We start from the raw sequence: 25,461 nt of genomic DNA, 5'->3' as shown, positions 1-25,461 counted from the left end.
TATCCGAGTTTATTAAGGCGGAATATAATCTGTCCGATATAGCTTTAAAAGAACTTGATCTCGCCTTTATCCGTAAGTTTGATGTATTCCTTAAAGTGGAAAAGAACTGTGCCCAGAACTCAGCTATTACCCGACTAAAGAATTTAAAGAAGATTACTCGTATTGCATTTAGTAATGACTGGATGCAGAAAGACCCTTTTGTTACTTACCGTTTCAAGTTTGATGAAACTGATCCTGAGTTTCTGACTCAAGAGGAATTAAATGGTATGATTCGGAAAGAATTTCCTGTACAAAGGTTGGAGATCGTGAGAGATATATTCGCCTTTTGCTGCTATACCGGCTTATCTTATGTTGATGTATGTAAGCTAACACATGCAAATGTGTCCAAAGGTTTTGATGGTCATCTTTGGATTATGACTAAACAAACCAAGACAAATGTTGCTTCTAATATCCGTTTACTGGATATTCCACAGGAGATTATAGAAAAGTATAGTGATAAGCGAATGAATGGGAAGCTACTTCCTAGTTGCAGTAATCAAAAGATGAATGAATATCTGAGGGAGATCGCCGAATTGTGTGGTATTAATAAACCTCTTTCGACGCACGTAGCACGACATACGTTTTCGACAACTGTTACGCTAGCGAATGGTGTGCCGATTGAGAGATCGAAGTTTTGCTCTATCGACTTTGTGTTCGGTCTGATTGTTTTGAGAAGATTGAAGTGCATATTGTTTTTCATCGTTTCTTTTATTTATTCCATTCCTTCCTTCCATATTTTTCGTAAGGGCATAAAGAAACGTTCTAATAACGACATATCTTCGGTTATTATATCTGCTTGGGCTGACATTTCGGGTAGATATGGTAATTCTTTCTTATAAGTCGTTTTCAATCCATCAGGCAAGTCTATCTCAACAACATAATTGTTCTTGTCTTCGGCATTCAGAGAGGGAACAATCGATATACTTTTGACAAAGCCTTTAACCAAACCAAATTCATTATCCGGAAAACTCGCAAATCGGATATTAACGCTTTGACCGGGCTTTACTTTCCCCGAGCGTGTCATCTCCATAGAGGCTTTTCCTATTAATTTGCCCGACTTATCGGGAATAACATTAAATACATTTTTGCCAACTACTACATTCTGATTATCTGTCCAGTAGCTTGTGAATGTGACTTTACCATCTATTGGTGCAACAAACACATAGGTTTGTTCCCATGACTGAATCTCGGTCAATAGTTGAGCCATATAAGTTTTTAATTGAGCTTCCAGCGTATTTTTTTTGTCGATATATTGATATTCCGTATCCAACAAGCTTTCTTGCATCCGTGCGATTTCAATCTCTGTATTCTGCAAAGTTCCATTCATGGTTTCAAGAGAGAGATAACCTTGTAAATATTTATTCTTTGTAGCTTCGAGATCTTCTTGAGAGATTACACCTCTTTTATTCAGTATAGAATCTCTTGAATACTGATTTCTGGCTAGCTTCATTTGTTCATCTATAATATTCTTTTGATGAATCAATTGCTTATAATAATCTTGATACTGGGTTATTCTCGATCGCATGAAATCTATCTTCTGCACATAATAGTTTAAACGCTTAAATTCCTGATACTCGAATGAAGTTATATAGAAAGACGAATACAAGGATTGCATATTACCCAGATTCAGGTCTTTAGGAAGGCTAGGCATTATTACACTGTCTAGATTAGCATTCAAACGAAATAAATAATCCTTAAGCCTTAATACATCTTCTGTTTTTGCAGGATTTTCTATGACAGCTAGATAATCTCCGGCTTTTACAATTTGTTCATCTTTGATATTCAACTCCTTCAGCTTGCCCGATGTCTGGGCTACTATTGCTGCCTGAGGTGTAGTACCCGTAAGCACCATAGAGGTAACAACCGTATCAGGGTATTTAAATATAGCGCTGCCTATAAGAAGAATAAGTACTAGAGTGGCTATAACAGTAATTCCTCTACGCAATATCCAAGGGGGAACACTACCTAGTACCTCCTGAAATTCTTCACTTCTTAGTTCTATTTTTTTTTCGTCTTCCTGCATATACAAGTTATTAAGAGCCCAACTCTAGTTGATTTTTAACTAGGGTATAATACGCACCTTTTTTATCAGTCAAATCTTTATGTGTACCTTCTTCTATAATCCTACCTTTGTCCATTACCACAATATTATCGGCATTCTGAACGGTACTTAAACGATGAGCTACTATTATTACTGTCTTGCCTTTATAAAAGGCATTAAGATTATCTAATATAAGCCTTTCATTATTAGCATCCAGAGCATTGGTTGCCTCATCAAAGAACAAAAAATCGGGGTTCTTATATACTGCACGGGCTATTAAAAGACGCTGTCTCTGCCCTTGACTCATACCATTGCCCTCCATACCTATCTTAGTATTGTATTTCAAAGGAAGCGATTCTATAAAATCTTTGATATTGGCTATCTGAACAGCTTCCAAAAGTCGTTTTTTATCCACAATATCCTCTCCTACTGCTATATTGTTAGCAATAGTGTCGGAAAATATAAAACCATCCTGCATAACTGCTCCCGACTTTTGCCGCCATAGGTGAGGGTTTATGTCATCAACAGAAATGTCATCTATTTTGATGTCTCCTTTATTGGGTTTATAAAAAGCTAATAAAAGCTTTATTAGAGTTGTTTTTCCACTTCCGCTAGATCCTACAATAGCCGTTATCTTATTTTCAGGAATTACCAAGCTAATACCATCTAGCACATAATTTCTATCCGCACCATCGTAACTGAAATAAATATCCTCTACACTTAAAGTTTTAGAAGAAGGTATCTCGTTAATTTTAGAATCAATCGTTTGCTCTTCATCTTCACGACTATGTATTTCATTTAATCGCTCCAAACTAATTTTGGCATCCTGAGCTGCTTGTACAAAACCTATTACCTGACTTATCGGACCCGATAATTGCCCTAGAATATAGCTGATAGACATCATCATACCAAGCGTTATATCTCCTTCAAGCACTGCTCTTGCTGCTATAAATGATATAAACAAAGAAGTAGTCTGACTAAAGAATATCGATCCTAATTGTTGGTACTGACCTAATGCCAGCCCCTTTACACTAATCTTAAAAAGTTTCACTTGTATACGTTCCCACTTCCACCGTTGCTGTTTTTCGCAATTGTTAAGCTTGATTTCCTGCATACCCGTAACCATTTGCACCAGATTACTTTGCTCTGCCGAAGCCTGCGCAAAGCGACTCATATCAAGTTTTCGGCGGTATTTAAGGAAGAGAAGTATCCATAAAATATATAAAGTGTTACCTAAAACAAATACTCCTAAAATGGTAAGATTATAATAAGCCAAAATAATGGCGAAAACGATAAAGTTGGCAAACGAGAATAGTGTAGTTAATGTTGACCCTGTGAGAAACGATTTAATTCGTTCGTTATCTCCGATACGTTGCATAATATCTCCGATATTTTTCGAATCGAAGAAACGTAGTGGTAACTTCATCAACTTTGACAAAAAATCGGAAATCAATGCAATACTTATCCGTGTATTTACATGAAGAGTAATCCAATTCCGTATAAATTCAACAACCAATTGTGTAACAAACAGTACTAACTGTGCAATAAGAATTAGTGTTATAAAACTCAGATTATTATTACCGATTCCCTGATCGACAACCGCTTGTGTAAGAAATGGAAATATTAAAGCTAAAGCACTACTTACAACTAAACCAATAATTAACTGAATTACCTGCGACCGATACGGTCTAAGATAACGAAAAAAATATCTGAAACTCTTTTTTGATTCTTCGCCCTCCAAATCAGAAGTATAAAAATCGGGAGTCGGTTCGAGTAAGAGTGCAGTACCCATATCCTCTCCTTCGGATTTAGTACTTATCCAACATTTCAAGAACTGTTCTTTATTTAGAACATATTTTTCTCCAGCAGGATCTGATATCTTTATTTCATACTCACCCTTTCGTCTCTTTTTGACTCCATAACAGACTACAAAGTGATTTTGATTCCAATGAAGAATACAAGGAAGTGGAGCTTCCTCGGCTAATTGTTCAAAGGTTATTTGAACACCATTTGTATGAAAACCTATACTTTCGGCAGCATCACTGATACCAAGCATAGACACACCCTCCCGTGTGATAAAAGCCTTTTCCCTCAGATTTTGAATGCTATAAGACCTACCATAGTACTTGGCTATCATTCGCAAACACGTAGGACCGCAATCCATCGCATCCAGTTGTTTGTAATTGGGAAAAACTTTCATCTATTATTTTGCTTTTGGGATATTTGATATATTAAGATTATTGTTGCTTGCTTTGTCAACTTCACAGTTATAATACCCAGTAATAGAATCATATACAATTAGTAAATGTATACGCTTTTTATCGAAAAGACGATTCTTTGCCAAACAAATATAACTGGTTAATAGCGTATTTTATCGCAATTTTAGTTTGTTGCTTTTCTCTTTTTAGATTTAAATTATTCAGTTTAGGAATTAGTTTTTTACTTTCTTATATAGACAAGTGTAAAGCTATAAAATTTTCATCTGTTTTCGTATTTTTAAGAACAGATTCTATAAGGTGCTTGTTTTTTAGACAACAAAGCAGCCCTATAATCTAAACGATTAAATGAACCACTGGTTATCAATAGAAGCCAAACGACAATACTTTGAATATATCAAGATGGCTAATAAGAGAAGTTAGCCTATATTATTTCAATTTCAAAGATGATGTTTCCACTCGTTTATTACCTATATTATAAATATAAGAAATACATTTGGCGTATAGACCATAAACCTCAATTCTATGAAAAAACTCTGCTTTATAGGAGTTACAATTGTTATTTTGATTTTCTCATTCTGTAAAACAAAGAATAAAGAAAACAATCGAGATTTTACTAATGGATCCAAAATAACGATTGAACAATACGATACACTAACAATAGAAAACCTTACTCTCTTATGCAAAATATGGGGATTCCTCAAATATTACCATCCCGCGGTTGCTGAAGGAAAATTCAATTGGGATATAGAACTGTTTCAGATTATGCCATCTATCCTGCAATCAAAATCTGTGTCGGAAAGAAATAGCATCTTTGAGGAATGGATCAATAGCTTAGGAAAGGTCGAAAATTCAAAAGGAGATACGATCATTCCTGCTGATAGCGTGAAAATGTACCCCGATATTTCATGGATCGAAGATCGATCAACTCTAGACAATAACGTTGTAAATCAATTAGTCGAAATAAAGAATTCAAAAAGAGGTAATGACCATTACTATATTGATTTTGTTCCTGATGTAAACAATCCTATTTTCAAAAATGAAAATGAGCACATATCTTTTTCACATCCCGATACTGGATATTATCTTCTGGCTTTATTTCGCTATTGGAATATTATCCAATACTACTTTCCTTACAAATACTTAATTGGCGAAAATTGGAATGATATACTTCCTGAGTTTATACCTCAATTTATTGATGCAAAAAATGAATTGGAATATAAATTGTTATTATTAAAACTCATTTCCAAAATTCATGACACTCATGCCCAAATATATGGAGATACAACACTAGAAAAGTATAAGGGCATAAATATCGCCCCATATGAAATTACTTTTATTGAAAATAAAGCTATTGTAACTGAACTTCTTAAACATGGAAGTACTGATCTTCTAAGTATAAAAAAGGGGGATATACTATTGAGTATAAATGACGAATCTATTGATGATATCATCCAAAGGAAATTACCTTTTACCTCAGCCTCAAACTATCCGACACAATTACGTGATATTGTTCTAAATCTTTTGAGAACCAATAATAACAAACTACTTATTCAATATGAACGTAAGAATGAGACATTTAAGGATTCAATCATTTGTTATCCACTTTCGGATGTAAATATTCCATCAAAATCTCAACAAAACAAACCTTGTTATCAACTATTACTAATGGATAAAAGCATCAGCTATATATATCCGGGAAGTACTATTGGAGGGAGAATACCAGATAGTATAAGCACCAAAGGAATAATTATTGACTTGCGATGCTACCCTTCTTCAGTGAAAGTAAAAGGCTATTGGGAATTTGATCAACTATATGCACAATCTCTGGAGTTTGCTAAATTTACAAAGGGCAGCTTTAAAGCACCGGGAACATTCACTTTTACTCCCTCTCATACAGTTGGAAAAAGCAACAAAAACCATTATAGAGGAAAAATAATAGTACTAATAAATGAGCTAACTCAAAGTCATGCCGAATTTGTAGCTATGAAATATCAATGTATACCAAATAGTATCTTTATTGGGAGTACAACCGCAGGAGCTGATGGAAATGTTTCTAAATTTACTTTACCCGGAGGCATAAATACAGCAATAACAGGGCTGGGCGTTTATTATCCTGATGGGAGAGAAACTCAGCGTATTGGGATTGTTCCCGACATTGAAGTAAAGTCTACTATAAAAGGTATCCAACAAGGTGGAGATGAAGTTCTTGAAAAAGCCATAGAGATAATATCTAGTAAAAGATAATTGTTGCTATATTATCAAATAAAATCCCTATGATTTGATCACTCTTTCACCTTCATTGAGATTTAATTTTGAAATTAATTCTTTTTGTGTAAGATTTTGAATTTTATTATACTCATTTACTGATATCTTTCCCGAAATAAAATCTCTAGAGAAACTATTTTTAAACCTTGGATGACTTAAATGAAAAAGGCTTATTGGATATCTGTATATTTTATAATCCAATATTTTGAATCGCTGAAATCTATCAAAGTCATCATTTCCCCATCCATAATGTGCTTCATTTTCGGCTCCTGCTTGGAGATATTTTTTTCTATTTACAATTACAGTTCCTCCTACTAGAATCATTTTATATAATTGATTCATTTTCTTAAAATGACAATATAATAGTTTAATATCTCTCTTCTTAAAATAGATTGGCTTTATCACTTGAGGGATATCATAACAGATGCCATCATATGGATATGTGACATCTACTTCTTGATTTCTTAATTGTTGGACACATTCTATAATGGCTTTTTTATCTGGTATAATGTCTGCATCCCAAATAGCTAAATAAGGCGTATTTACAGAATTAGCCATTTGATTAAAATATTTAGTCTTGTATAGAACAGGGTCTTTATCTTCTATAAACTCATAATGTATTTTTCTATTTAACAATGCTTTTAGGATGCCACTATTATAAGAGGTAGCTTACCTAATGATGATCTTGTATCAAAGTATTTGCATATTAGATTTGTTACGACTAAAATATTCTCTAACCGTTGTACGAATCTAGTCTGATCAAAATAAGAAAAGTAACATCTTGTAAATTTGTTTTCATATCTCTCGATTGTGTTATAAAATTAAAGAATACTGCAATATCCATTATATAAACCCTTGTATGCACTAAAGCAATCTTCTTTATCTAACATTAATTGCCAGATAGTTGAATATACTATTTTATCTCGTATCGTCTGTTCATATACTGCAAATTTATCCTTCGCGAAATATTTTTTTGAGTTTTAAGTAAGTTATATACACTTGCTATACCATTATTGAAAAAGATGTTTTTGTCACTCAATTCATAGTTCAGTATATGATTAACATCTATATTATTTCTTAGGAGGAGTGTATGTTTCTTCCAATCCTTATTTGCAATTTGTTTGTTTAAACTGTCCACCCCCCACAAAAGAAAAAGACGATTAGCGTGTAATATAGGTATTGTTGATAGTCCAAAATAGCTTATTTCTTCTATTATTTTTATCAATCTATAATTATAAAAATCCAAATTGTATAGAAGGCTTAACAAATATAATAGTTGAGGTAAGGGTGGGTCGGTATCATAAGCAAATGATTCTTGGTGGAGTTCATTATTTATTTTTAGATACAGGTTATTTATTGTTTCTATTATAAGTTCTTTGAACAAACATTCATTTTCACTGCTTTTTTTTGCTCTATCAGTCTAATCTGAAGATAATAAGTTAGGTGAATCAAAGATAAAAGATCAATTTGATCAGTGTATTTGGGATATGACATTTGTTTAAATGATATATTATCAATATCTTCTAATAGATCATTTACATTCCCTTTTACTTAACTATTCTTTATGAGGTAATCTATTCCCAATCCGATACCGGCTAATCCATTTTTCACATCAATGCCAGACACCATTTGGATATTATCAAAGATTTCATCTAAAAGTTTCTCTGCAGTATCTTGGTATTCTTTATTGTTAAGTTTTCTACTTAGCACATAAAAGTATAAGCAATAACCCATCTTTCCAGTAGCTAAACCTAGATTGTTTTCAGAGTTTAGAGATGCAATAAGTTTTTTATTTAAGGTGTCTGTGTCTATCATATTCGTAAGGTTAAGATGAATTAACAAACTTTATTTATATATATAAAACATAATACCCCATAATTTCAACCTATATTTTTTTATGATTTAAGATAATTACATACAGGGTTCCTTGTCTTATTCATAATAAAAGTTCTTATCTTTTAAAGAATAGCAAATTAAACAAATAGATGTAAAGCGGAATAGGACTTGTTATGAATACGTCATTCGTTTATTTTATCATTCTTAAATAACATTGCGAAAGCTTTTAATCTATAAGCTTATCAAAGAGATCATTCTCGAATAAGTTTACTTTTTTATTTTTTCAAATTCTCAATGATCATCTTTATCTTTTTAATATCATCATCCATAAGTTTAGAGGAAATCATCATTTTAGTAAAATACATTTCTGCATTGTTCGATAATTTAAAATCACATGCTTTTACTTATTTGATTTGCGTAAAAAGCTTGTTTAGTATATTGACCGGATGAGATCTGCTTTTCATGTAGACAATATCTCATTAGAGAGAGTATTCCGTATATTTATAATCTTACCAATAAGTACAAAAACTCATCTCATCTTCGGTCTCTGCCTTTTGATAATTGATTTATTACCTTGAGTTTATTTTTGCGACTTATTCTCTATTTCTTTTGGGGTACCCTCGGATCACTCCATGATTCCCAATACTCAGTATCCCCTTATTTTCTTTCCAAAGGTAAGGATAAGCAAAGTCAACACCACCCCACCATTTCACTTTGGCTTTAGTGATATAGCCCGACTCGATCAGTATTTTATCCTTAATGCGCATCTCATACCTGCCATATTTAACAAACCCGTCCGGATTCTCCTTAGACGAAAAAGCTTTGTCCTTTTCATCATTGAGGAATACATAGGAAGAAAATGCTCCGCTATTATCTTTCTTATTGATCTTTTCCAGATAAATCCCCCCCATTCTCCAGAATTTACCACTGTTGTGGTGTTAATTCTACTCCGCCAATCGTGTGTCCCTTCGGTTTATTTTCAGTTTGGGATTGTCCTTTCCGAGCTTGTATTTCTTGTTGCTTTTGCTCCTCTTCCGCTTGTACCTGTAGTAATTTATATTCTCCTCAAATACCTTTTTAGATTCCCATAGCTGAACTTCCGGTCAATTTGTGAGCCTTTGAAAGCAATATTATTATAGCGAAACGATCCCCCAAATCTCATTCGTTGTCCGTTTGTACTTATATTCATTGTATATTATTTTAGATTTGGATTTAATTCTTCCCATTACCATGTCCAGGTTCTTTCTTTCAAAATTCCGTTATTAGCCGGATAATCCATAATATTGTCCTGAACATATTTATCAAAAATAAACATTTGTTCCGGAGCGATTGGCTTCTGAGCCTTTTTTGTTCAGGAGTTAATCCGGGAGTATCAGCGATATCCCTGAATGGGTGAGCCAGCCCTATACAATGCAGAAGTTCATGTGCCGCGGCTTCCGGATCGCAACCTTTTATGATTAGAGAATTGGTGGTCCTAAATCCCTCTGCCTGACCAACTAAGTCTGTTATTGGTAATTTCAGATCAAAAGCAAAAATAAGATAGCAATCTGTATAATTAGGATATTTGCTATGAAATCTACTTTTCAAATCATTATATAAAGCACTGTTAGGATCTACATAATCTACATTGCCTGCTGCATCCCGATGCATAACAATCGACTTCAAACAATATGGAATTCCATGTAATTGTTGTTCAGTTTCATTTGAAATGTATTTCCCGTATTGTTTAATTATTAATGAGGTGTCTGTGTGAAATCTATCGTGCCATATTGGTAATGATAATCGCCTATTCTTCTTAAGTCTAAAATGAAACTATCCTCGAACATATCAATGACGTCCATTTCTTCTTCCAATAAAGGTTTTTTTATATGGTGCATTCTGTTAGCGACTGGTTAGTGAAATATTGAATATATGTAGGAACATCAGCAGGAAAAACCCCTTTTTGAAAAACCTCTCTGATATTTAAATTTCGCCAATCTGTTATTACTGGCACCAGTGCAACTCTTATTTTTTTTTCGTTTAGCTGCAGCATTAGGGTATACAGTTAACTTTCCAGCTAGGAACTTCGATGCAGACGATGTTTCGGTAGAAGTTGTTGCGGGTGTTGCCTCACCTGTTGCTACAGCTTTGGTGTATGCCCACACTTTGATTTCTTCTTTACTTGAAAATTCCTTCTTACATTTAAGAGTGATTGTGCTTGATAGTTTTGCTTTGGCACTTGGCGCTTTATTGGTCAGGTTGATTTCTGATATATCAAAAATAGCCTTGTCATAGTCCAACTCCAGTTTATCAACTCCTTTTAGTATTTCCACCCATAGTTCTAACTGAACCTCTGTTTTAGGATCACTTGCCGGCGAAAAAACGTATTTTTTATCTACACCTGCAGGGAACAATGTCATTCTAGTCACAAAGTATTCCTGCTCTTGCGTCCCTGTCGGTGGCGTATCTCTTTTAATAGGTATAGGGTTGTATTTCTTTTTTAAGGCTGTATAAGCAGTTGCTTTATCGGCATATTCGGTAACGATAGTTTCTCCTGCCGGATTGGTAGTAACAGAATCTACTGCGCTTTCTATGATTGTTTCATAATCGTTGTCGGGTTCACCTTTTACCCTTATCCAATCGAAACCGTATAATTTGGCATCTGCTGCTCTTTGCCTGAATTGTACTACAGCAACTGCAACTTCTTCGGTAGGGGTAGCCGTATGTGTTGCCGCATCCTGAGCTAACGTCATCGCATCAGAGCTTTTCAAGTCCATCATCCCCAAACTATTTGCAATAAACGACTTGTCGCTATGGAGTGTCATTTTCTGTACCCCAAAAGCCGTTACTTCATCCGACTGCAATTGCATTTTCAACGTACTGCTTGATAATGGCAGTATTGCTGTACATGTGCATGTCTTTCGAAACATTGTTTCTGAATGTTTTAGTAAACATACTGTTTGTATCGCCAACATCAGTAAGCAGATTATTACCTACATTTATATTAAAAGTATTGCTGGCATTGAATTCGATATCTTTGGTAGTAAAGGTGATTTTCTTTGGTGTACTGACCAAGAGATTCCCGTTTCCGTCCATATCCCATGTACAGCCACTTGCATCTGCAATATGGAGGGATTTGGCATCATCATTAAAAACAATCTGAATACCACTGCGTGTGATTATACTTTTGGTTGTATTGTTATTACCACCACCAGCTCCATTCTTTCCATGAAACAGGCTTCCTATTATATAGGGGCAATTGACATCACCAAACTCGAAGCCAACCATTACCTGATCGCCTACTTCGGGAATAAAAACCACCCCTCTGTTCTGACCGGCTTTACCTCCTGACCCTCCATTTGGTGTAATTACACGCATCCATGATTCACTCACTCTGTCTTTAGCAAAAGGAAATTCCATACATACCCTGCCTTGTCCCTGCGGATCATTGTTTTTAACGACTAAACCTAAGAGCGACTCTGCAACAGGCATCTTCACATCAGGAGTGGGGAAGAATTTCAGATCAGCAGGTATGCCTTCAAATTCACACTCATAACGACTGTTCTGGTCGATCGTATGTCGTATTTTTACAATTCGATACGTTCCCACATGATTGGCTTCCGGCATATTTTGAGGCATACGGATGGTTAATAACCTGCCGATTCTTGGAGCACAGGTTTTTGCTGTTCCAGTAACATAAACTGTCTGGGCTGCGGTAGCTGTCTTTTCACGTTCCACCAATTCGTCCAAAGAGCCTTTATCCTGTACATTTAATGCCATAGGCTTACGCACAGGACGTTTTTCTGTTAGTTCCCTGCTTCTTATTGCTGCGGTAGTTATATAATCATTTGAATTACTTATTCTTTCAGAAAGATCTTGTGTAAGCGTGTCGTCTAACCATTCCAAATATTGGTAACGGGTAAAGTTATTGGCTAATAGCTTAGCTCCAAACCTGAAACTGGTAATTTCTTTATCATAACTTACTTCTGTCGGTGCCCAGTCTTTGTATTCTCCTAATACCAAATCCATACCCGTATAGAACAATGTTTCGCCTGATATGGCTGACAGGCGTTGAAGAAACTTCCAGTCGCTTTCATTGTATTGCATCAGAAAGGGTATCTGACCGTTATACACCGTTATTTACACAGGAGAGTTGTTTATTGATGATACCATCCGTTACTTCCGTAAAGACTCTTTGTAAATCCATCTCACAGAATACATCGAGTCGTTTTCCCCGTTCCAATAAAATAGTCGTACTACATCCTTCGATAATGAGATAGCCGTGTTTACCTTCTTTTCCTTCGTGAATTACATCTTGTACAATTCCGGAGAACTCATAAGCGCTCCCATTATCAACACCTTGCTGTAATTCAATTTCTACACTTTTACCTATAAGCTTGATGTGTTCAAGGGGATTACTAAAAAAGGGTTGTTTGAGGGTGTCGTAATCCATTACGATTTGAAAACTATGATGTTGGCCGAATGCCTGATCGAGCATTAATAATACAAACTTAACTTCCTTTCCATCCACATCCACATGGGCAGTGGCAGCTAGTTTTTCGGCAAGGTAATTCGTTGTTGACATAATGTGTTAATGTAGGTTCGTGTTAAATCAATTAATAAAGAAACTAATTCCAAGCGAGTATTAGACTAATTGATATCTCTTGTCTATCTAATAGAATCGAATAATTTCGTTAAAACACTACCACTCGATTTTATATTTTAGCCCTAAATAGGATAAGTCATTCTTTTACTCTGCTACTTTTGTATTATAATTTAGTGGGATTATCAGATTATATTTATCTTTGGACTATAAGTCAGCTTGTAAATTATCAAAAATATAATATACAGGCATTTAATGGAAAGAGGCAATTCTTTAAAATAAAAGACCACCTGCTACTAGAAAAAATTAGCGGGTGGTTTTTCTGTAAAAAGGTATAAGCCTACCAAATTATTACCCAATAAATAATGACTCCTATTTTTTGTTTACACAAATTCCTCTTGAATATCCGTTCTTCCCTCCTTCCGGCATATAATTTAATGGTTTTAATCCTTCCCAATAATTACCTGATTTAGAACCTAAGATATAAATATTAAAATTATCTGATAAGCCCGATTTGTTAGCTTTAGAGTACATATCTTCTGTTCTAACAACATCTTCCGGATTATCAAACTCTTTTGATTCAAAAAAAGGTATTGGATAAGATTTTCCTGCTCTATTATTATATAAACTAGGTTTTCCGTATAACTCAATTTGTAATTTACTTTTAACAACAATAAGACTGGAGTCATTGCCTGAACTGATTTGAATGGCTGTCTTTGTGTACAGATCGCTAATTGAGTCTACTATTGTTTGCGGCAACTTATACTCAAATAACATATAAGATATGCGCTCATTACTTGCAGCATAGCTTTTTTTCTGCTCGTTGGCATGTATTCTATTCTATTTGGAAAGAGGTTTAGTAGATCCGATGAAATCTGAGTTTCTTTAATATCTTGTTGATACTCAGCATTCACTTGCTTTAATCTTGTCTCTAAGTATTTTTGTTGATCAATGCTCCTTGTACATGAGATAAATATCAACAAATAGCTAATTATCAATAGTACTTTTTTCATTTGCCAAATAGTCCTTCAAGTATATTTATTGTTGCATCTAATGCAGTTACAGAGGCACCTACAGTGCTTCCTAATTTTTGTCCTTCAAAATATGATTTTTGGTAAACTCCAGTGGGTTTAGTTGTTGCATATATTACTTCACGGGTTCTACTAAATGTATAATCACTAGGCTTATCTTTTAAGATTTGCTTTTGATCCATATTTTCAGGTTTCACGTAAGTTATTTTAGCCTCTCCTATCTGCTTTGAGTCATAACTGTATCGTGTACCACCTTTTTCTTGTCCAAATGTATATTGAACCGTCTCCGTTTCTTTTACAGTTAATCTGTCTGCTGTTTCATACCCAAAATGAACCATGAAGGTCTGTGCTGTTCCATCAGCCTTAATAGACAGAGATTCTCTATCTAAAAGATTAGCTCCTTTTTGCATAATCTTATCTCCAAACATATTATCTGCTCCTAAATGTTCATATTGGCTAACATCACCCATTTTGTATTTATCCAACTGGTCTTGATTTAGCTTTGATAGATCTTCAATTCCCTTTAGGTAAGTAAGATTTCCATTTTCATTATTCACAAACCAATCCTTTCCATCCGGATCAATATATTTCATCGGATTATTGCTTACATAAACATAGGGTGACCAACCGTAATAGTTTTCGAATATCCGAAGATAGAGGCGGAAATAAAGGCTATATTAGAGGGATATGAATGAGTGGTTTAACTGTAAGCATGTTATACTATAATATAACTCCCGTAGGTGAACCTACGAGAGTTAGAACTAAGCCAAGCGAAAGGGACACTGTCCTATAAATCACAAACAGCTGCTCATCAGTTTGAGTAGCCGTTGTTGTAATAAATTATGGGTTTGTGAAAAACCCCTGATCATTAATTGATTTTATTAGTTGTATATTTCCCTCCAAATATTGATATAGCCACATCGGGTTTTCTTGGACAAATGGATAATCTTGGAGCTTCTTTCTGATTATTAATTTGTTCCTCGTTTTATAAATAAAATTATCTAAATATTTATATTCAGGATTGCATGGAGTAGGATATACTAATATATAAAAATCCCAATCCTTATATTTTAAATACCCATAAATTTTAGGACTTTCTCTCTGGTGAAAGGAGTCCCCCTTTCCCTTAATCTCAAAAAGGTAATTATTGGGATAATCTTCAAGTATTTCAAAATACAAATCATCATCACGTTTCATAAATGTAATATAAAAATATAACTCAGAATCTTTTCTTGAAAATTTAGTTGTATAGTTTAATATAGAGTCTAATTGATTATTTACCAGTACGACTTGTTCTAATACAATCGTATCTTCATGTTTAAATTCTACCCTCAAAACAGAATCTGGACTGTTTACGTAAACATTGAAAGACGGTATTGATAATTCTTTTAATATTGTTCTAATGGAATCCTGAACATCTTTCGAATCCAATGTATTATTCCTATTAGATTCACATGCAGCTATTTTTGTTGTTACTAGCATAATAGCTAAAATCAAGATAATTCTATATTTACTCATGGCTATTTCTTTTTACGAGGTGCTATAATTTCAATCACAGGCAATAATCCAGGCTCTGAATATTCGTCAAAGAAAGTATATTTACCATCATTTGGTGTATAATTATGCATCTTCGCATTAGGAAATCTTGATTGGAGAGTCTTTGCTGAATTTGCATCTCCACCAGATACAATCGTGGAACCATTCGGATGGCTATGGTTGGCTTCTCTTATATTTGTGCTTACTAGTCCCATTATTGAGTTCTTATCATTCTGAGAAAAAACTCTACTTATCACATAAGATTGTCCAACATCAGTATTACCACTATGACTTGTTGCTATATAATTTACATCAACCCCATTTTGAGTTGTCTTTGTTTGCGACCACTCTACATCTCTATTTTTGGAAGCAAACTCAAACAGTGCTGTTGATTGTTTATCACCTGCCGATGTATATATCTATATATCTATTGTTGAAGTTTCAATACTTCCATCTGATCTCCGACCCTGTACTCCAGTTACAGTTTCTTTTCCACTAATGACATATTTATCTACATTTATAGAACTCTTTGTATTAATATTTCCTTTGGTATTAGTTGCATATATTGTATGATTACTTGCTTCTGTTTCTTTTACTAAATGCATATTTCCGTCTCTATCTAATCGGTAATCATCTCTCCCATAGGGATCAATCCTATTTATTGGGTTATTAGAGCAATACAAATAAGGGCTTAACCAAGGTTTCTTCTCGCTTAGTGGATCCATTGTGGTAAACCTATCGTATGCCGCATAATCAGACTGGATAAGAATACATTATTTCTTATTGTTTCTTAAATATAAATAAGCCTTATCTGCAAATTTATAACCTAAGTATAAACCCAATAATAGAATAAGTATATAGTTATATATAACTGATTTTCTAAAGAATGCTCCAAATGCATAAATCACAAAGTATATATAAAAACTATATGAAATAATATAGTTTGAATAGAAGAAAACATACCAAATATATTTTTTCATTTTTCTTTATTTTTTTCTAAATATTCTAATATCCCACTTAAAATGACAATTATAGCCATCAATAAAATAATATACAGTATGTAAGTAATAAATGTCCAATCTCTAAGTTCTTTATCAAAAACAAAAGAACATATTGCTAGTATTATGATTGGAATTCTTAATAGATTTCCAATCATAATTATAAAACCTTTAAATTTATTCATAAATATCATTTTTTTAACCAATCTATAAATTTATCCAATCTACTTTGTTCACGAGGTGGATCTTGAGGTTGTTGATTTACTTTTTTTGCTGCAGTCTCTAAATGAGATTCATGGGCATCTTTACTTGCATCTGGGTTGGTCACCTACTGGATAACCCCAGCTACTGCGGTAACGCCAGCCACTATTTTTGATACAGCACCTTGTGGTGGACGTTTTGGGTCAGAGCCACCACCATTATCAAATGAGGGAGTAGGCATATTTTCTTGTATTCCCTTAGCTACAGCAGCTTGAGCCGCATCTATTCCCTCTTTTGCTGCCCGGTCGTTCTTTCGTTGATTTGCATAACCTGGATTAGTAGATGCTTCTAACACTCCAATGTCCATCAAAATTTTTGTTCCCGCAAGTAAGGTCGCACCCTGTATAAGATTTGCAGCTCCAGAGATAGCACTCTTTATCGTGCTCCCTTGTTCAACTAAGTGATTATCAGCAGTTTGGTTGGCTTAAACTGCTACTGGTGGAATAGGAACAGGAATAGCACCTCCCGGTACAGGCAAAACACCCTGTTTACCATCCGGGTCCACAAACCTCATTGGGTTATTATAACAGTACACGTATGACGACCAGCTATAGAACTTCTCACTCAGTGGATCCATCGTGAGAAATCCAGACGTTTCTGATTTTCTAGACCTAACCAGATAATATTAATCCATATTACTTATAGGGTGACATTGGTATAGAATTAATGTCAAATACCTTGTCATTTTGTAACTTAATATAGTCAATCCCTGCTTTTATTGGAATTAAGATTGGATGCACAGTACTATCTTCTGGGTCAGGGGTGTAAATTGATTTTATCTCAATAAATAGTGTGTCCTTTTCCTCCCTAGTTTTATACTCTTTTATAATATGATACGAGTCAATAATACTAATGGTTACCGAGTCTATTGATATCTTCTGTAGGATAATTCCATTAGAGTCTCCAGGCTGGAAGGAACAACTGGATACAAGTACTAATATAATAAATAATATATATTTCATTTTCTTTTATTTTTAGGTATGGGATAATAAATCGGAATCATATTCTTAAATATGTTATATAAATCGGTTGGTTTTCTATAACTAGATTCGGGGTATAGATTTTGACCTGTTATAGCATTCCACATTTCAACAGCATAATCAGTACAGTTATAGCCATTTGCCCAATCTGTATTGCCTTTTAACTGATTTAATAAATCGACTAAAAGACGCTGTTTATTTGTAATAGGAGTACTTGCTGATAAGAATTCGTAGGCTTCATATAATTTATCTTTTTCATAATTTATTTGAAAAGTTTTACCTTGATTCAATCCATCTTGGACTATTCCCTTTTTGAAAGTTCCAAAAGTTTTCTCTTCACCATCAGTTGAAGTAAGTTTGAGCCACGAATGACCAAATCGGCTCCAGCCTGAAGCTTGAGAAGATAGCCCTCCATTTCCTGGATTTGCTAAAATAGTAAGTGTACCCCAATTTTCATCTTGATCTGTTTTCTTATCTCCTTGAGCCGTTAGCCAAGTATTGACTTCCTCCCATTCCACTTTTTTCCCATCATCATTTACGTAGTACCCGCCTTTTTCCCCTTCTTCTTCATTTGGATAAACATATCTGTATGCCATCCCTGTTGGGTCAATAAACTTCATTGGATTATTCGCACAATACACATAAGGAGATATATTATAATATTTTTCCGCTAGCGGATCCATTGTCGTAAACCTACCATACGCGGGATCATAATACCTGGCACTATAATCATACTGATTCAAGCCATGCGACCTATCCAGTTCCTTACCATTGTATTTAAACTCCTGCTTACCTTGTATTGTAGTAGTTCCCTCGGCGAACGCCATCCCGAAAGGATAATACTGGGTACTTTGAACCGCACTTGCCGAAGCGTTAGACACTACACGATTATTACCCAAGTGATCCTTGACATAAAAAGAGTAAATTCCTCCTTCAATATAACCATTATCGGTCAGGATTGTTTTTAAAACCCCACCTTCATAGATCTTATTACCCACATAATCTGTAGTTGGCCCCTTCATATTTCCATCTGTACTGGTACTACCTAAAACCGGTTGTTCTTTTAGTGTAGGGTCATTTATATGTCTCACTTTTAATTTTACGCCTGTGGCACTATAAGTATAATAATTCTTAGCTCGAGCTGTAGTATGGCTTATGACCATCTCCTGCGGCAAATTCATACTATTATATGAGATTCCTTGAATCCCCTTATTGAGGTCCTTAGTCATCGCCCCGTTACTATTAAAGGTATATTCGGCCGTAGTTACCTTACTATAATCCTTAAAATCTGCCGAAGTACCCAGATTTACATTGGGACCTGCATCAGTTATATATAACAACTGATTGCCTGTATATCCGAAAGTCAGGTTATCGATTGTTCCGTAGATCGCTTCGCCTGTCAATCCTTCACGTAGGACTGTCTTGATATTACCCATTTTATCATAAGTCATATTTTCTGCAAATTTCTCCAACGGAAAAGCTGTATTGGTATACGTTGCCGATTTAATTCTTGACAGGTTATCATAAGCAAAGGTATAGGTCCGGTTCTTTCCATCCTGCGCCCAGTTCTGAGTGGCTATATTACCATTAAGATTATAGGTAAGCTTCTCCACAAAATGAGGACTGGTTATACTGTTTGTCCACGAGCGTATGTTATAGGCATAGGTGTTTTTAAGGTTGGGCTGATTATTGGCTGTATTGGTGCTTAATCGTCCCAACTCATCATACGTGTTTTGTGCCAGCAGTACTTCTGTTCCTGTATTGAGTTTATGCTTTACGGTAGTCATTCGTCCCGCATGGTCATAGGTATAAGTGTACAGCTCTGTTTGGGCTGTCTTTCCATTGGCTGTATGTGTATGCAGCTTTTGCGTGGGACTTCCGGCAAAGGTATAGGCAATGTACTCACTTTCTACTCCATCGAGATGGTTGGTGGATTTGCTTTGAATAATATTTCCTTTATAGTCGTAATACATGGCTGTATACAGGAATTTAGTAGATCCATCCAACAAGGCAGTCATACTTCCGGTCAATAATCCTTTACTACTGGCATATTGCGTTCCATAACCAGACTGAGTCGTATATCCTAGTCCCAAGGCTTTAATATCGGTAAATGTCTGATAAGTATAGGTATCGTAATAGTTTACCGTTAATATGGAGAATGTTCCCAAAGTAAGTGCAGTGTCATCTACTTTGAGATTATAGCCTTTTTGAGTTCCGGAGGTTGAAAATTCTGCTTTGATCAGGTTTTTATCGAATCTTCCGACTGTAATATTTGCTGCATTTACAGTTTTACAGATTCCGCTTAAAGTGACTCTGCCCAATGCATCGGGGATGGAGAATAGCCATTCACCTTTGAGGCGTTGTTCTCCATCTTGGGTAAATACCAGACGGTCTGCTTTATCGTATACATAGTAAGTCCAGTCTGCTCCGGGGAGCTTTTTATGTACGCAACGGTTACGTCCGTCATAGCGGTAGATATAGCCATATTGGGCTATAGGTGTACTGGTTGTATTGTCCCATGATCCTGTTGCGGTCATTAATACGTCGGATACTAATGGAGGAAGTACAAAGCAGAGGTTACCGAAATCGTCATAGACGTAATAGGTATCTAATCTTTCTTCTTTATTGTCTTTATCCAAATTCAGCTGACGGGTAAGTACTACCTGCCCGAGCTTGTCTTTGAATTCGTAGGACAGGTTTCCGACTTCGTCTTTTAGTTCGGTTACATAGAGCTGGTTAGCTGTATAATTTCCAGTTCTTTTGACTTTGGTGGTTAGCCCTGCTCCGTCTACAGTGAACAGTGAACAAATGAGTTTGGCATCTCCTGTTTCTACATTGGTCAGGTAACGGGTTTTTACAGATCCGTTGGCTTTCCAGGCTGATCCGGGTCCATATTGTTCGAGTATTCTGTTCAATGGAGAGGCTTCATAGACGGGTTTAGAATAAGCTACGGAGTCTGCGTATGTGGCATTGGCTTTGGTCTTGACATTAGCCAAGGTCATGAATGCTCCGTTATTGCCTGCTCCGACAGATGGGAGCCAACTTCTTTCTTCACGTCCTATCGGGTCGTATTCCTGATAGGTGACCAGATCGGATTTAGCGGGTGTGATTCCTTTTTGGACAGTTTGTATGGGGCGTCCTAAGCCATCGAAGTATTGGATCTGGGTTAAGACATTTACATCGCTTTCTAGGGTTCTGTCAACAGTGATGGTTCCATCTTTATAAGTGACTGACTTGGTTTGCCCGAGTGGGGTTAGGGTGATGATATAATTTTGATTGGATGAGATAGATGTCGTTGATGTTTCAGCACTGCAGGCAGCGGTGTTGATACGTAGAGTTATACTGCTTCCTGTTGCCGCTTTAAAGGTAAAACCGGGCTTTAAACTGAATCCTTTGCAGGCTTCCTTGACTCCGGCTGATTGGGGGGTGTTATAGGTAATAATGTCTTGTGCCTGCAGACTAAATGTGCTACAAAGAGCGAGTATATATAATAATCGTTTCTTCATCATGATTATTGTTTACTGGTGGGTAATTGTGATTGAAGGTCTTGGATGAGTTTGCCTTGATGTTGGTTTTCTTTTTTCAGGTCAATAACATACAGGGTGAGTTCTTCAATCTTTTGAAGGAGTTTTATTTGAAATTCATTGATACTGAGTCCGTCTTCTTGCATTTGTTTTTCGGAGGGAATTTCGGGTAGGTGTTTGTTTTCTTGGACAAATTGTTCTACTTCGTATAGGGGTTTTAAGTTATAAGATTCATGGAATACATGATCGGCACCGGCTGTGATTTCAACTTTAATCTCCCGAGCCCGAATAGTTCCGGCTACTTCAAGTTTATTCCTTGGAATAGATGTTCCGATACCAACATTTCCGGAGGGGCTTATACGCATGTGTTCTATTAAATCGGTTGTCCCTGGATTCATGCCTGAACCATTGGTATAAAAGGCAAGACCCATATTTTGAACATAGGCTTTATCTCCTGGGTGGATATTATATCTTATGGCTGCGATTCTCGCTCCTACCTGATCTGTAGCAACGTCGCGATAACCGCTAAAGTCTATGTTATATTGACTTGTTATACTTCCTATTGGAGCATTTATATTACTTGTATCATTTATTCTCCCTATACGAAGCGTGCCCCCATCTGCAACTGTTAAATGGAGATTCCCATTTATAGTTTGATTCTGGGCTGCTAAGTTTATTATGATAAATATCATTAATAGTATAATTACGATCTTTTTCATTATGTCTTCTTTTATTGGTTCTGATAATGGTAATTGTTTACCTGAATAACTTTTTTAAGGGTATTTTCTATGATGTATGTTTCTTTTAAGCGTCCAAAGCTGTCGTAATCATAGTAGGTGGTTACTCCTCGGGGATCGGTAGCGGTCAGCATTCCCACTAATGGTTTATAAGTATAGGTCGCAACCAGAGCATCAATCAAATTAGCATTGGTACGCAGACCATTTATTAATGTTGCATTGGGAGTGTCTGCTGAAGATAGTGACTCCGGGGTTGCTCCACCTAATGCTGCTTTAACCTGATCATAGGTGGCATTCTTAATTTCTGCAATCGGGTATTGTCCGGAATACCCCCACAGATAGATAATCTTAGTAATAACGTCTTTTACCAGATAAATTGGATTACCATAACTGTCATAATTTAGGTATTCAAAACCATATAAATCACTGGCTCCGTTTTGGACAAGTACGGATTTTAGTTCAGTTATTTTATTGGTATTAAAGTGTCCGAAATTATACTGCATTTGCTGGCTTTGTACATTATTTACCTTCTTGATAATCTGAACAGGCTGACTGATCATATTTTTGACCTTCATAGAATCCGAGACAACGGAAGTGACATCATAGCAATACTTGTTCAGTGTTTCGAATTTACGGTTTTGGCTATCGTATTGTACAGTACTGGTGGGTTGAAGGTAGGTGCTGTTACCATACACATAGTCTGTCACTGTGGTAGATACTGCTCCTGTTTCGGATGTTTCTTCTATGGTCTTCTTATTCAAGTATACTTTAGCGGAAATTAAATCATAACGACCAGCATAATAATTGGCTTCTGTAGTAGTTTTGCAATTAATTTCTTTAAAATAAGTATATACGAATAAGGGCTTAAATTTGGGAGCATCTTCGTTAATAGTATAATTATTCGTCTCTTTTCGTACTTTTGAAAAGACTCCATTACTACTTTTGTATTCTGTTTTAGTAAGCAATAACCCTCCTTTGTATTCGTTACTCGTAAATGGTACTGGCATACAGACAAAACTCGGAACGTTTGGCAACTGATTTTCTTTTTTAAAATCACGTATAGAATAACTGTATTCGGTTTTAATGATGTCATTGGCTCCTTTAATTACCTCTTCAGTTACCGAACTGTATTGAACAGGTTCTCCAGAATAGTTATTGATATTGGTGTCAAATAATTCTCGGATATTCAGACTTCCATAAATCATTGTAGTTCCAACACATATGCCTACTGCATAGTCTTTTACAAACATAGGGTCAGGCGAGGGAATTCCCGAAGATAATCCGTCACTTTCGATGTATCTGTATTTAGTCTGTGACAGAATTGATTTATCTTTATCATAATTAGTTATTTTTGCAATTCTTATTCCACCGACCATTTTTTCGTTTACGGTGCTTACTTCTGCTTTGAAATATGAATAACTAACCGAAGCTGGATCAGGGGTTACTTTGGTTGGTACGTCAGTGATGATTTTTATGATCCATTTATATTTCCCTGGGACTATTTTTTCCATTGAAATCGGAAATGTGTATCTGATTATCCCATTATTAATATCAGTATATGACGGAGTTCTACCACCTTCAGTTGTGCTATAGGAGGCATATTGCTTATTTTGTGTAACATCCCACAAAATAATTTCAGTATCATAAATCCCTGCGGAATGCTTGGAGATAGACATGGTCCCTGTGAGAGGAGCTGTGGCAACCTCAAATTCGGTAGAAGTTATTTGACCAAAAGCTTTTTGGCTCAGTTGCCCATATTGTTGTGTTATATTAGTCATTTGTTCGGATGTCCTAACTCTATTATTTTCAAATTCAAAAGAAGTAAAACCGCCTGTTGGATATACAACCTCTTTGATTGATCCGCAAACAGCTTTAGTGGAGGGATATCTATTTGTTGCAAATTGGTAATAACCAATATTACTGAAAGGATACCCGCTTAAGCTTTCTCTTAATCCATAAATAAAAGGGAATAAGGTGTTTCCATTGTTAGCTCCATTATAATAGCCCCAAAGATCTTGAGAAGTAGAACTAGATACAGGTGAAGATAACCCTGGGTAATATGTGAATTTTCTATATGAAATGGTACTTATATTGTCCGTCTTTTTTATTTCTGAAAGGAAAGGACGTGTATTTTCCTGTGTGTATTTTAATGTATATCCGGTCTGGAAATTATTTTGTGCATCATAACTTTCTATCTGAGTTAATTTCTTGCCAGTGATGTCCTGTCTACTCTCATTGGCTTGAAAAGTCAAATAGCCCTTTCCCGGTATATTTATTTTAGAGATAATACGAGCAGTAAACTCAGGGTGCTCTGAAGAAATATTGTCTTTCAAATAATCAGGAATATCTGCAACTTGAAAATAAGATGTGTGTGATATTGCAAATTTTATTGATTGAGGTATTCGCCCTTTGGCTATCTGGTAATCAATGATATATTCAAATGCAGCGAGTACATTACCTTCAGAGGAAATAATTTTTTCCAACCACCAAGCTGTAGGATAAGGTTTTCCGGATACATCGGTTGACTCCGGTTCTCTAAAAATATACCTGATTCCACTTTCGTCAATCATTTCCCATATTCCATAAGCAGATGTATTATCCAATGGATGTTTTACTATCTTGATATTGGAATAGGGAATAGTCTGGAATTCACCGTAATTATCTATAAAAAAGCGTCCGCTTCTTCCATTTATATTATATGAAAAAATGTCAGGCTCCCCATCTGTTCCTGTAGCTACACTCTTAAGCAATTCATAGTCGTCAGGCATTTTTATGGGATATGGGTATTTATGTCCTTTGTTTGCTTTCGAATATTTGTAAAAACCTGAGGTTGGACTCTCATCCTTTATTCCTCTTATTTCCCTTGAGATGCATCCTCCTGCAGATAAAGCCCATCCTGCCCCCACCCATCCACATATCTCATCAACCTTAATCCCTGATGAGTGATAGTTTAATTGGATAGGTAAGTTGACACCTTTTCCTAAAGGAATACTATAAAGATCAACTGATATATTTACTGTTCCGGTAGAATGACTGACCGGATAACTACCAAATTTTTCCAATGATGCCACATTGGGAGAAGTCGGAATGACTTTAGGTAGTTCTGCCGTAAGGGTTTGTCCATAAATATTACCTGCGAAAAATAAGCATAAGGTAATTACTGATATTATTTTCTTCATATTATTTTTCACTTTTTAATAATTTTATCAGAAGTTGATTTGTTATTAGCCTCAATTCTTAGAATATACGTCCCTTTAACAAGGCTACTACAATCCATATACTCCGTATGTATACCTTTATCTAGTTTGCCAATAGACTGATTCTTTACCAACTTACCATCCATTGAATACAAGCTAATATTGACCGTTGTTGTATTTTCCAGATAATATTCTAGAGTCAATTGAGATTCTAC

At 35.4% G+C, this 25,461-nt stretch carries 24 protein-coding genes and 1 pseudogene; 2 read left to right on the top strand and 23 right to left on the bottom strand.

What is annotated here, in order from left to right; genetic code table 11:
- Positions 1–11: 11 nt before the first annotated feature.
- A pseudogene (locus tag IR022_RS19980) lies at positions 12–575 on the top strand (site-specific integrase); the annotation flags it as partial.
- Between the two features lie 176 nt (positions 576–751).
- Here the strand turns inward: IR022_RS19980 and IR022_RS19975 are convergent.
- A complete protein-coding gene (locus tag IR022_RS19975) occupies positions 752–2,062 on the bottom strand; it encodes an HlyD family secretion protein (protein WP_242053155.1) in 1,311 nt (436 codons plus the stop codon).
- A 10-nt stretch (positions 2,063–2,072) separates the two neighbouring features.
- Positions 2,073–4,280: a peptidase domain-containing ABC transporter gene (locus IR022_RS08590; RefSeq protein WP_194203422.1), complete on the bottom strand. Its 2,208-nt coding sequence runs from the start codon at positions 4,278–4,280 to the stop codon at positions 2,073–2,075.
- Between the two features lie 541 nt (positions 4,281–4,821).
- Between IR022_RS08590 and IR022_RS08585 the strand changes: the two genes are divergently transcribed.
- Positions 4,822–6,543, top strand: coding sequence for a S41 family peptidase (locus tag IR022_RS08585; protein ID WP_194203421.1), 1,722 nt, complete (start codon positions 4,822–4,824; stop codon positions 6,541–6,543).
- 27 nt (positions 6,544–6,570) lie between these two features.
- Here IR022_RS08585 and IR022_RS08580 read toward each other — a convergent pair whose 3' ends face one another.
- The 21 genes from IR022_RS08580 to IR022_RS08485 all read right to left on the bottom strand — a co-directional run.
- Complete coding sequence (locus IR022_RS08580; RefSeq protein WP_194203420.1) at positions 6,571–7,122, bottom strand: galactosyltransferase-related protein; 552 nt, start codon at positions 7,120–7,122, stop codon at positions 6,571–6,573.
- 993 nt (positions 7,123–8,115) lie between these two features.
- Entirely contained in the window at positions 8,116–8,379 is a 264-nt protein-coding gene (locus IR022_RS08575) for a lanthionine synthetase LanC family protein (RefSeq protein WP_194203419.1), read from the bottom strand.
- A gap of 614 nt (positions 8,380–8,993) precedes the next feature.
- Complete coding sequence (locus tag IR022_RS08570; protein WP_194203418.1) at positions 8,994–9,311, bottom strand: hypothetical protein; 318 nt, start codon at positions 9,309–9,311, stop codon at positions 8,994–8,996.
- A gap of 143 nt (positions 9,312–9,454) precedes the next feature.
- On the bottom strand, positions 9,455–9,589 hold the full coding sequence (locus IR022_RS20170) for a hypothetical protein (RefSeq protein ID WP_262892246.1): 135 nt from the start codon (positions 9,587–9,589) through the stop codon (positions 9,455–9,457).
- Positions 9,590–9,648: 59 nt separating this feature from the next.
- On the bottom strand, positions 9,649–10,050 hold the full coding sequence (locus IR022_RS08565; protein ID WP_194203417.1) for a hypothetical protein: 402 nt from the start codon (positions 10,048–10,050) through the stop codon (positions 9,649–9,651).
- Between the two features lie 83 nt (positions 10,051–10,133).
- Entirely contained in the window at positions 10,134–10,277 is a 144-nt protein-coding gene (locus tag IR022_RS08560) for a hypothetical protein (protein ID WP_194203416.1), read from the bottom strand.
- 45 nt (positions 10,278–10,322) lie between these two features.
- Entirely contained in the window at positions 10,323–11,309 is a 987-nt protein-coding gene (locus IR022_RS08555; protein WP_194203415.1) for a hypothetical protein, read from the bottom strand.
- A complete protein-coding gene (locus IR022_RS08550; RefSeq protein ID WP_194203414.1) occupies positions 11,230–12,486 on the bottom strand; it encodes a phage baseplate assembly protein V in 1,257 nt (418 codons plus the stop codon). Before IR022_RS08550 ends, IR022_RS08555 begins: the two co-directional genes overlap by 80 nt.
- A gap of 19 nt (positions 12,487–12,505) precedes the next feature.
- A complete protein-coding gene (locus tag IR022_RS08545) occupies positions 12,506–12,964 on the bottom strand; it encodes a hypothetical protein (RefSeq protein ID WP_194203413.1) in 459 nt (152 codons plus the stop codon).
- A gap of 390 nt (positions 12,965–13,354) precedes the next feature.
- Positions 13,355–13,759, bottom strand: a complete 405-nt coding sequence (locus IR022_RS08540; protein WP_194203412.1) for a hypothetical protein — start codon at positions 13,757–13,759, stop codon at positions 13,355–13,357.
- Positions 13,760–13,991: 232 nt separating this feature from the next.
- A complete protein-coding gene (locus tag IR022_RS08535; RefSeq protein WP_194203411.1) occupies positions 13,992–14,606 on the bottom strand; it encodes a hypothetical protein in 615 nt (204 codons plus the stop codon).
- 247 nt (positions 14,607–14,853) lie between these two features.
- Positions 14,854–15,531, bottom strand: a complete 678-nt coding sequence (locus IR022_RS08530; RefSeq protein WP_194203410.1) for a hypothetical protein — start codon at positions 15,529–15,531, stop codon at positions 14,854–14,856.
- A 2-nt stretch (positions 15,532–15,533) separates the two neighbouring features.
- The gene (locus IR022_RS08525) at positions 15,534–15,968 is read right to left on the bottom strand and encodes a JAB-like toxin 1 domain-containing protein (RefSeq protein ID WP_194203424.1); all 435 of its coding nucleotides are present in this window, start codon (positions 15,966–15,968) and stop codon (positions 15,534–15,536) included.
- Entirely contained in the window at positions 15,969–16,313 is a 345-nt protein-coding gene (locus IR022_RS08520; protein ID WP_317174059.1) for an RHS repeat-associated core domain-containing protein, read from the bottom strand.
- 212 nt (positions 16,314–16,525) lie between these two features.
- On the bottom strand, positions 16,526–16,732 hold the full coding sequence (locus IR022_RS08515) for a hypothetical protein (RefSeq protein WP_194203408.1): 207 nt from the start codon (positions 16,730–16,732) through the stop codon (positions 16,526–16,528).
- Positions 16,733–16,875: 143 nt separating this feature from the next.
- Complete coding sequence (locus IR022_RS08510; protein WP_194203407.1) at positions 16,876–17,115, bottom strand: hypothetical protein; 240 nt, start codon at positions 17,113–17,115, stop codon at positions 16,876–16,878.
- Positions 17,116–17,232: 117 nt separating this feature from the next.
- Positions 17,233–17,385, bottom strand: coding sequence for a hypothetical protein (locus IR022_RS08505; protein ID WP_194203406.1), 153 nt, complete (start codon positions 17,383–17,385; stop codon positions 17,233–17,235).
- A gap of 381 nt (positions 17,386–17,766) precedes the next feature.
- Positions 17,767–21,297, bottom strand: a complete 3,531-nt coding sequence (locus IR022_RS08500; protein ID WP_194203405.1) for a DUF6443 domain-containing protein — start codon at positions 21,295–21,297, stop codon at positions 17,767–17,769.
- 2 nt (positions 21,298–21,299) lie between these two features.
- Positions 21,300–22,031: a hypothetical protein gene (locus IR022_RS08495; RefSeq protein WP_194203404.1), complete on the bottom strand. Its 732-nt coding sequence runs from the start codon at positions 22,029–22,031 to the stop codon at positions 21,300–21,302.
- Between the two features lie 11 nt (positions 22,032–22,042).
- A complete protein-coding gene (locus tag IR022_RS08490; protein ID WP_194203403.1) occupies positions 22,043–25,228 on the bottom strand; it encodes a hypothetical protein in 3,186 nt (1,061 codons plus the stop codon).
- A gap of 8 nt (positions 25,229–25,236) precedes the next feature.
- On the bottom strand, positions 25,237–25,461 hold a 225-nt coding region (locus tag IR022_RS08485), incomplete at its 5' end, for a T9SS type A sorting domain-containing protein (protein WP_194203402.1).

The organism is Dysgonomonas sp. GY617, from assembly GCF_015233815.1.
GTDB lineage: Bacteria > Bacteroidota > Bacteroidia > Bacteroidales > Dysgonomonadaceae > Dysgonomonas_A.
Note: the sequence above shows the minus strand (reverse complement) of the source record. Positions and strands in the feature narration are given on the sequence as shown.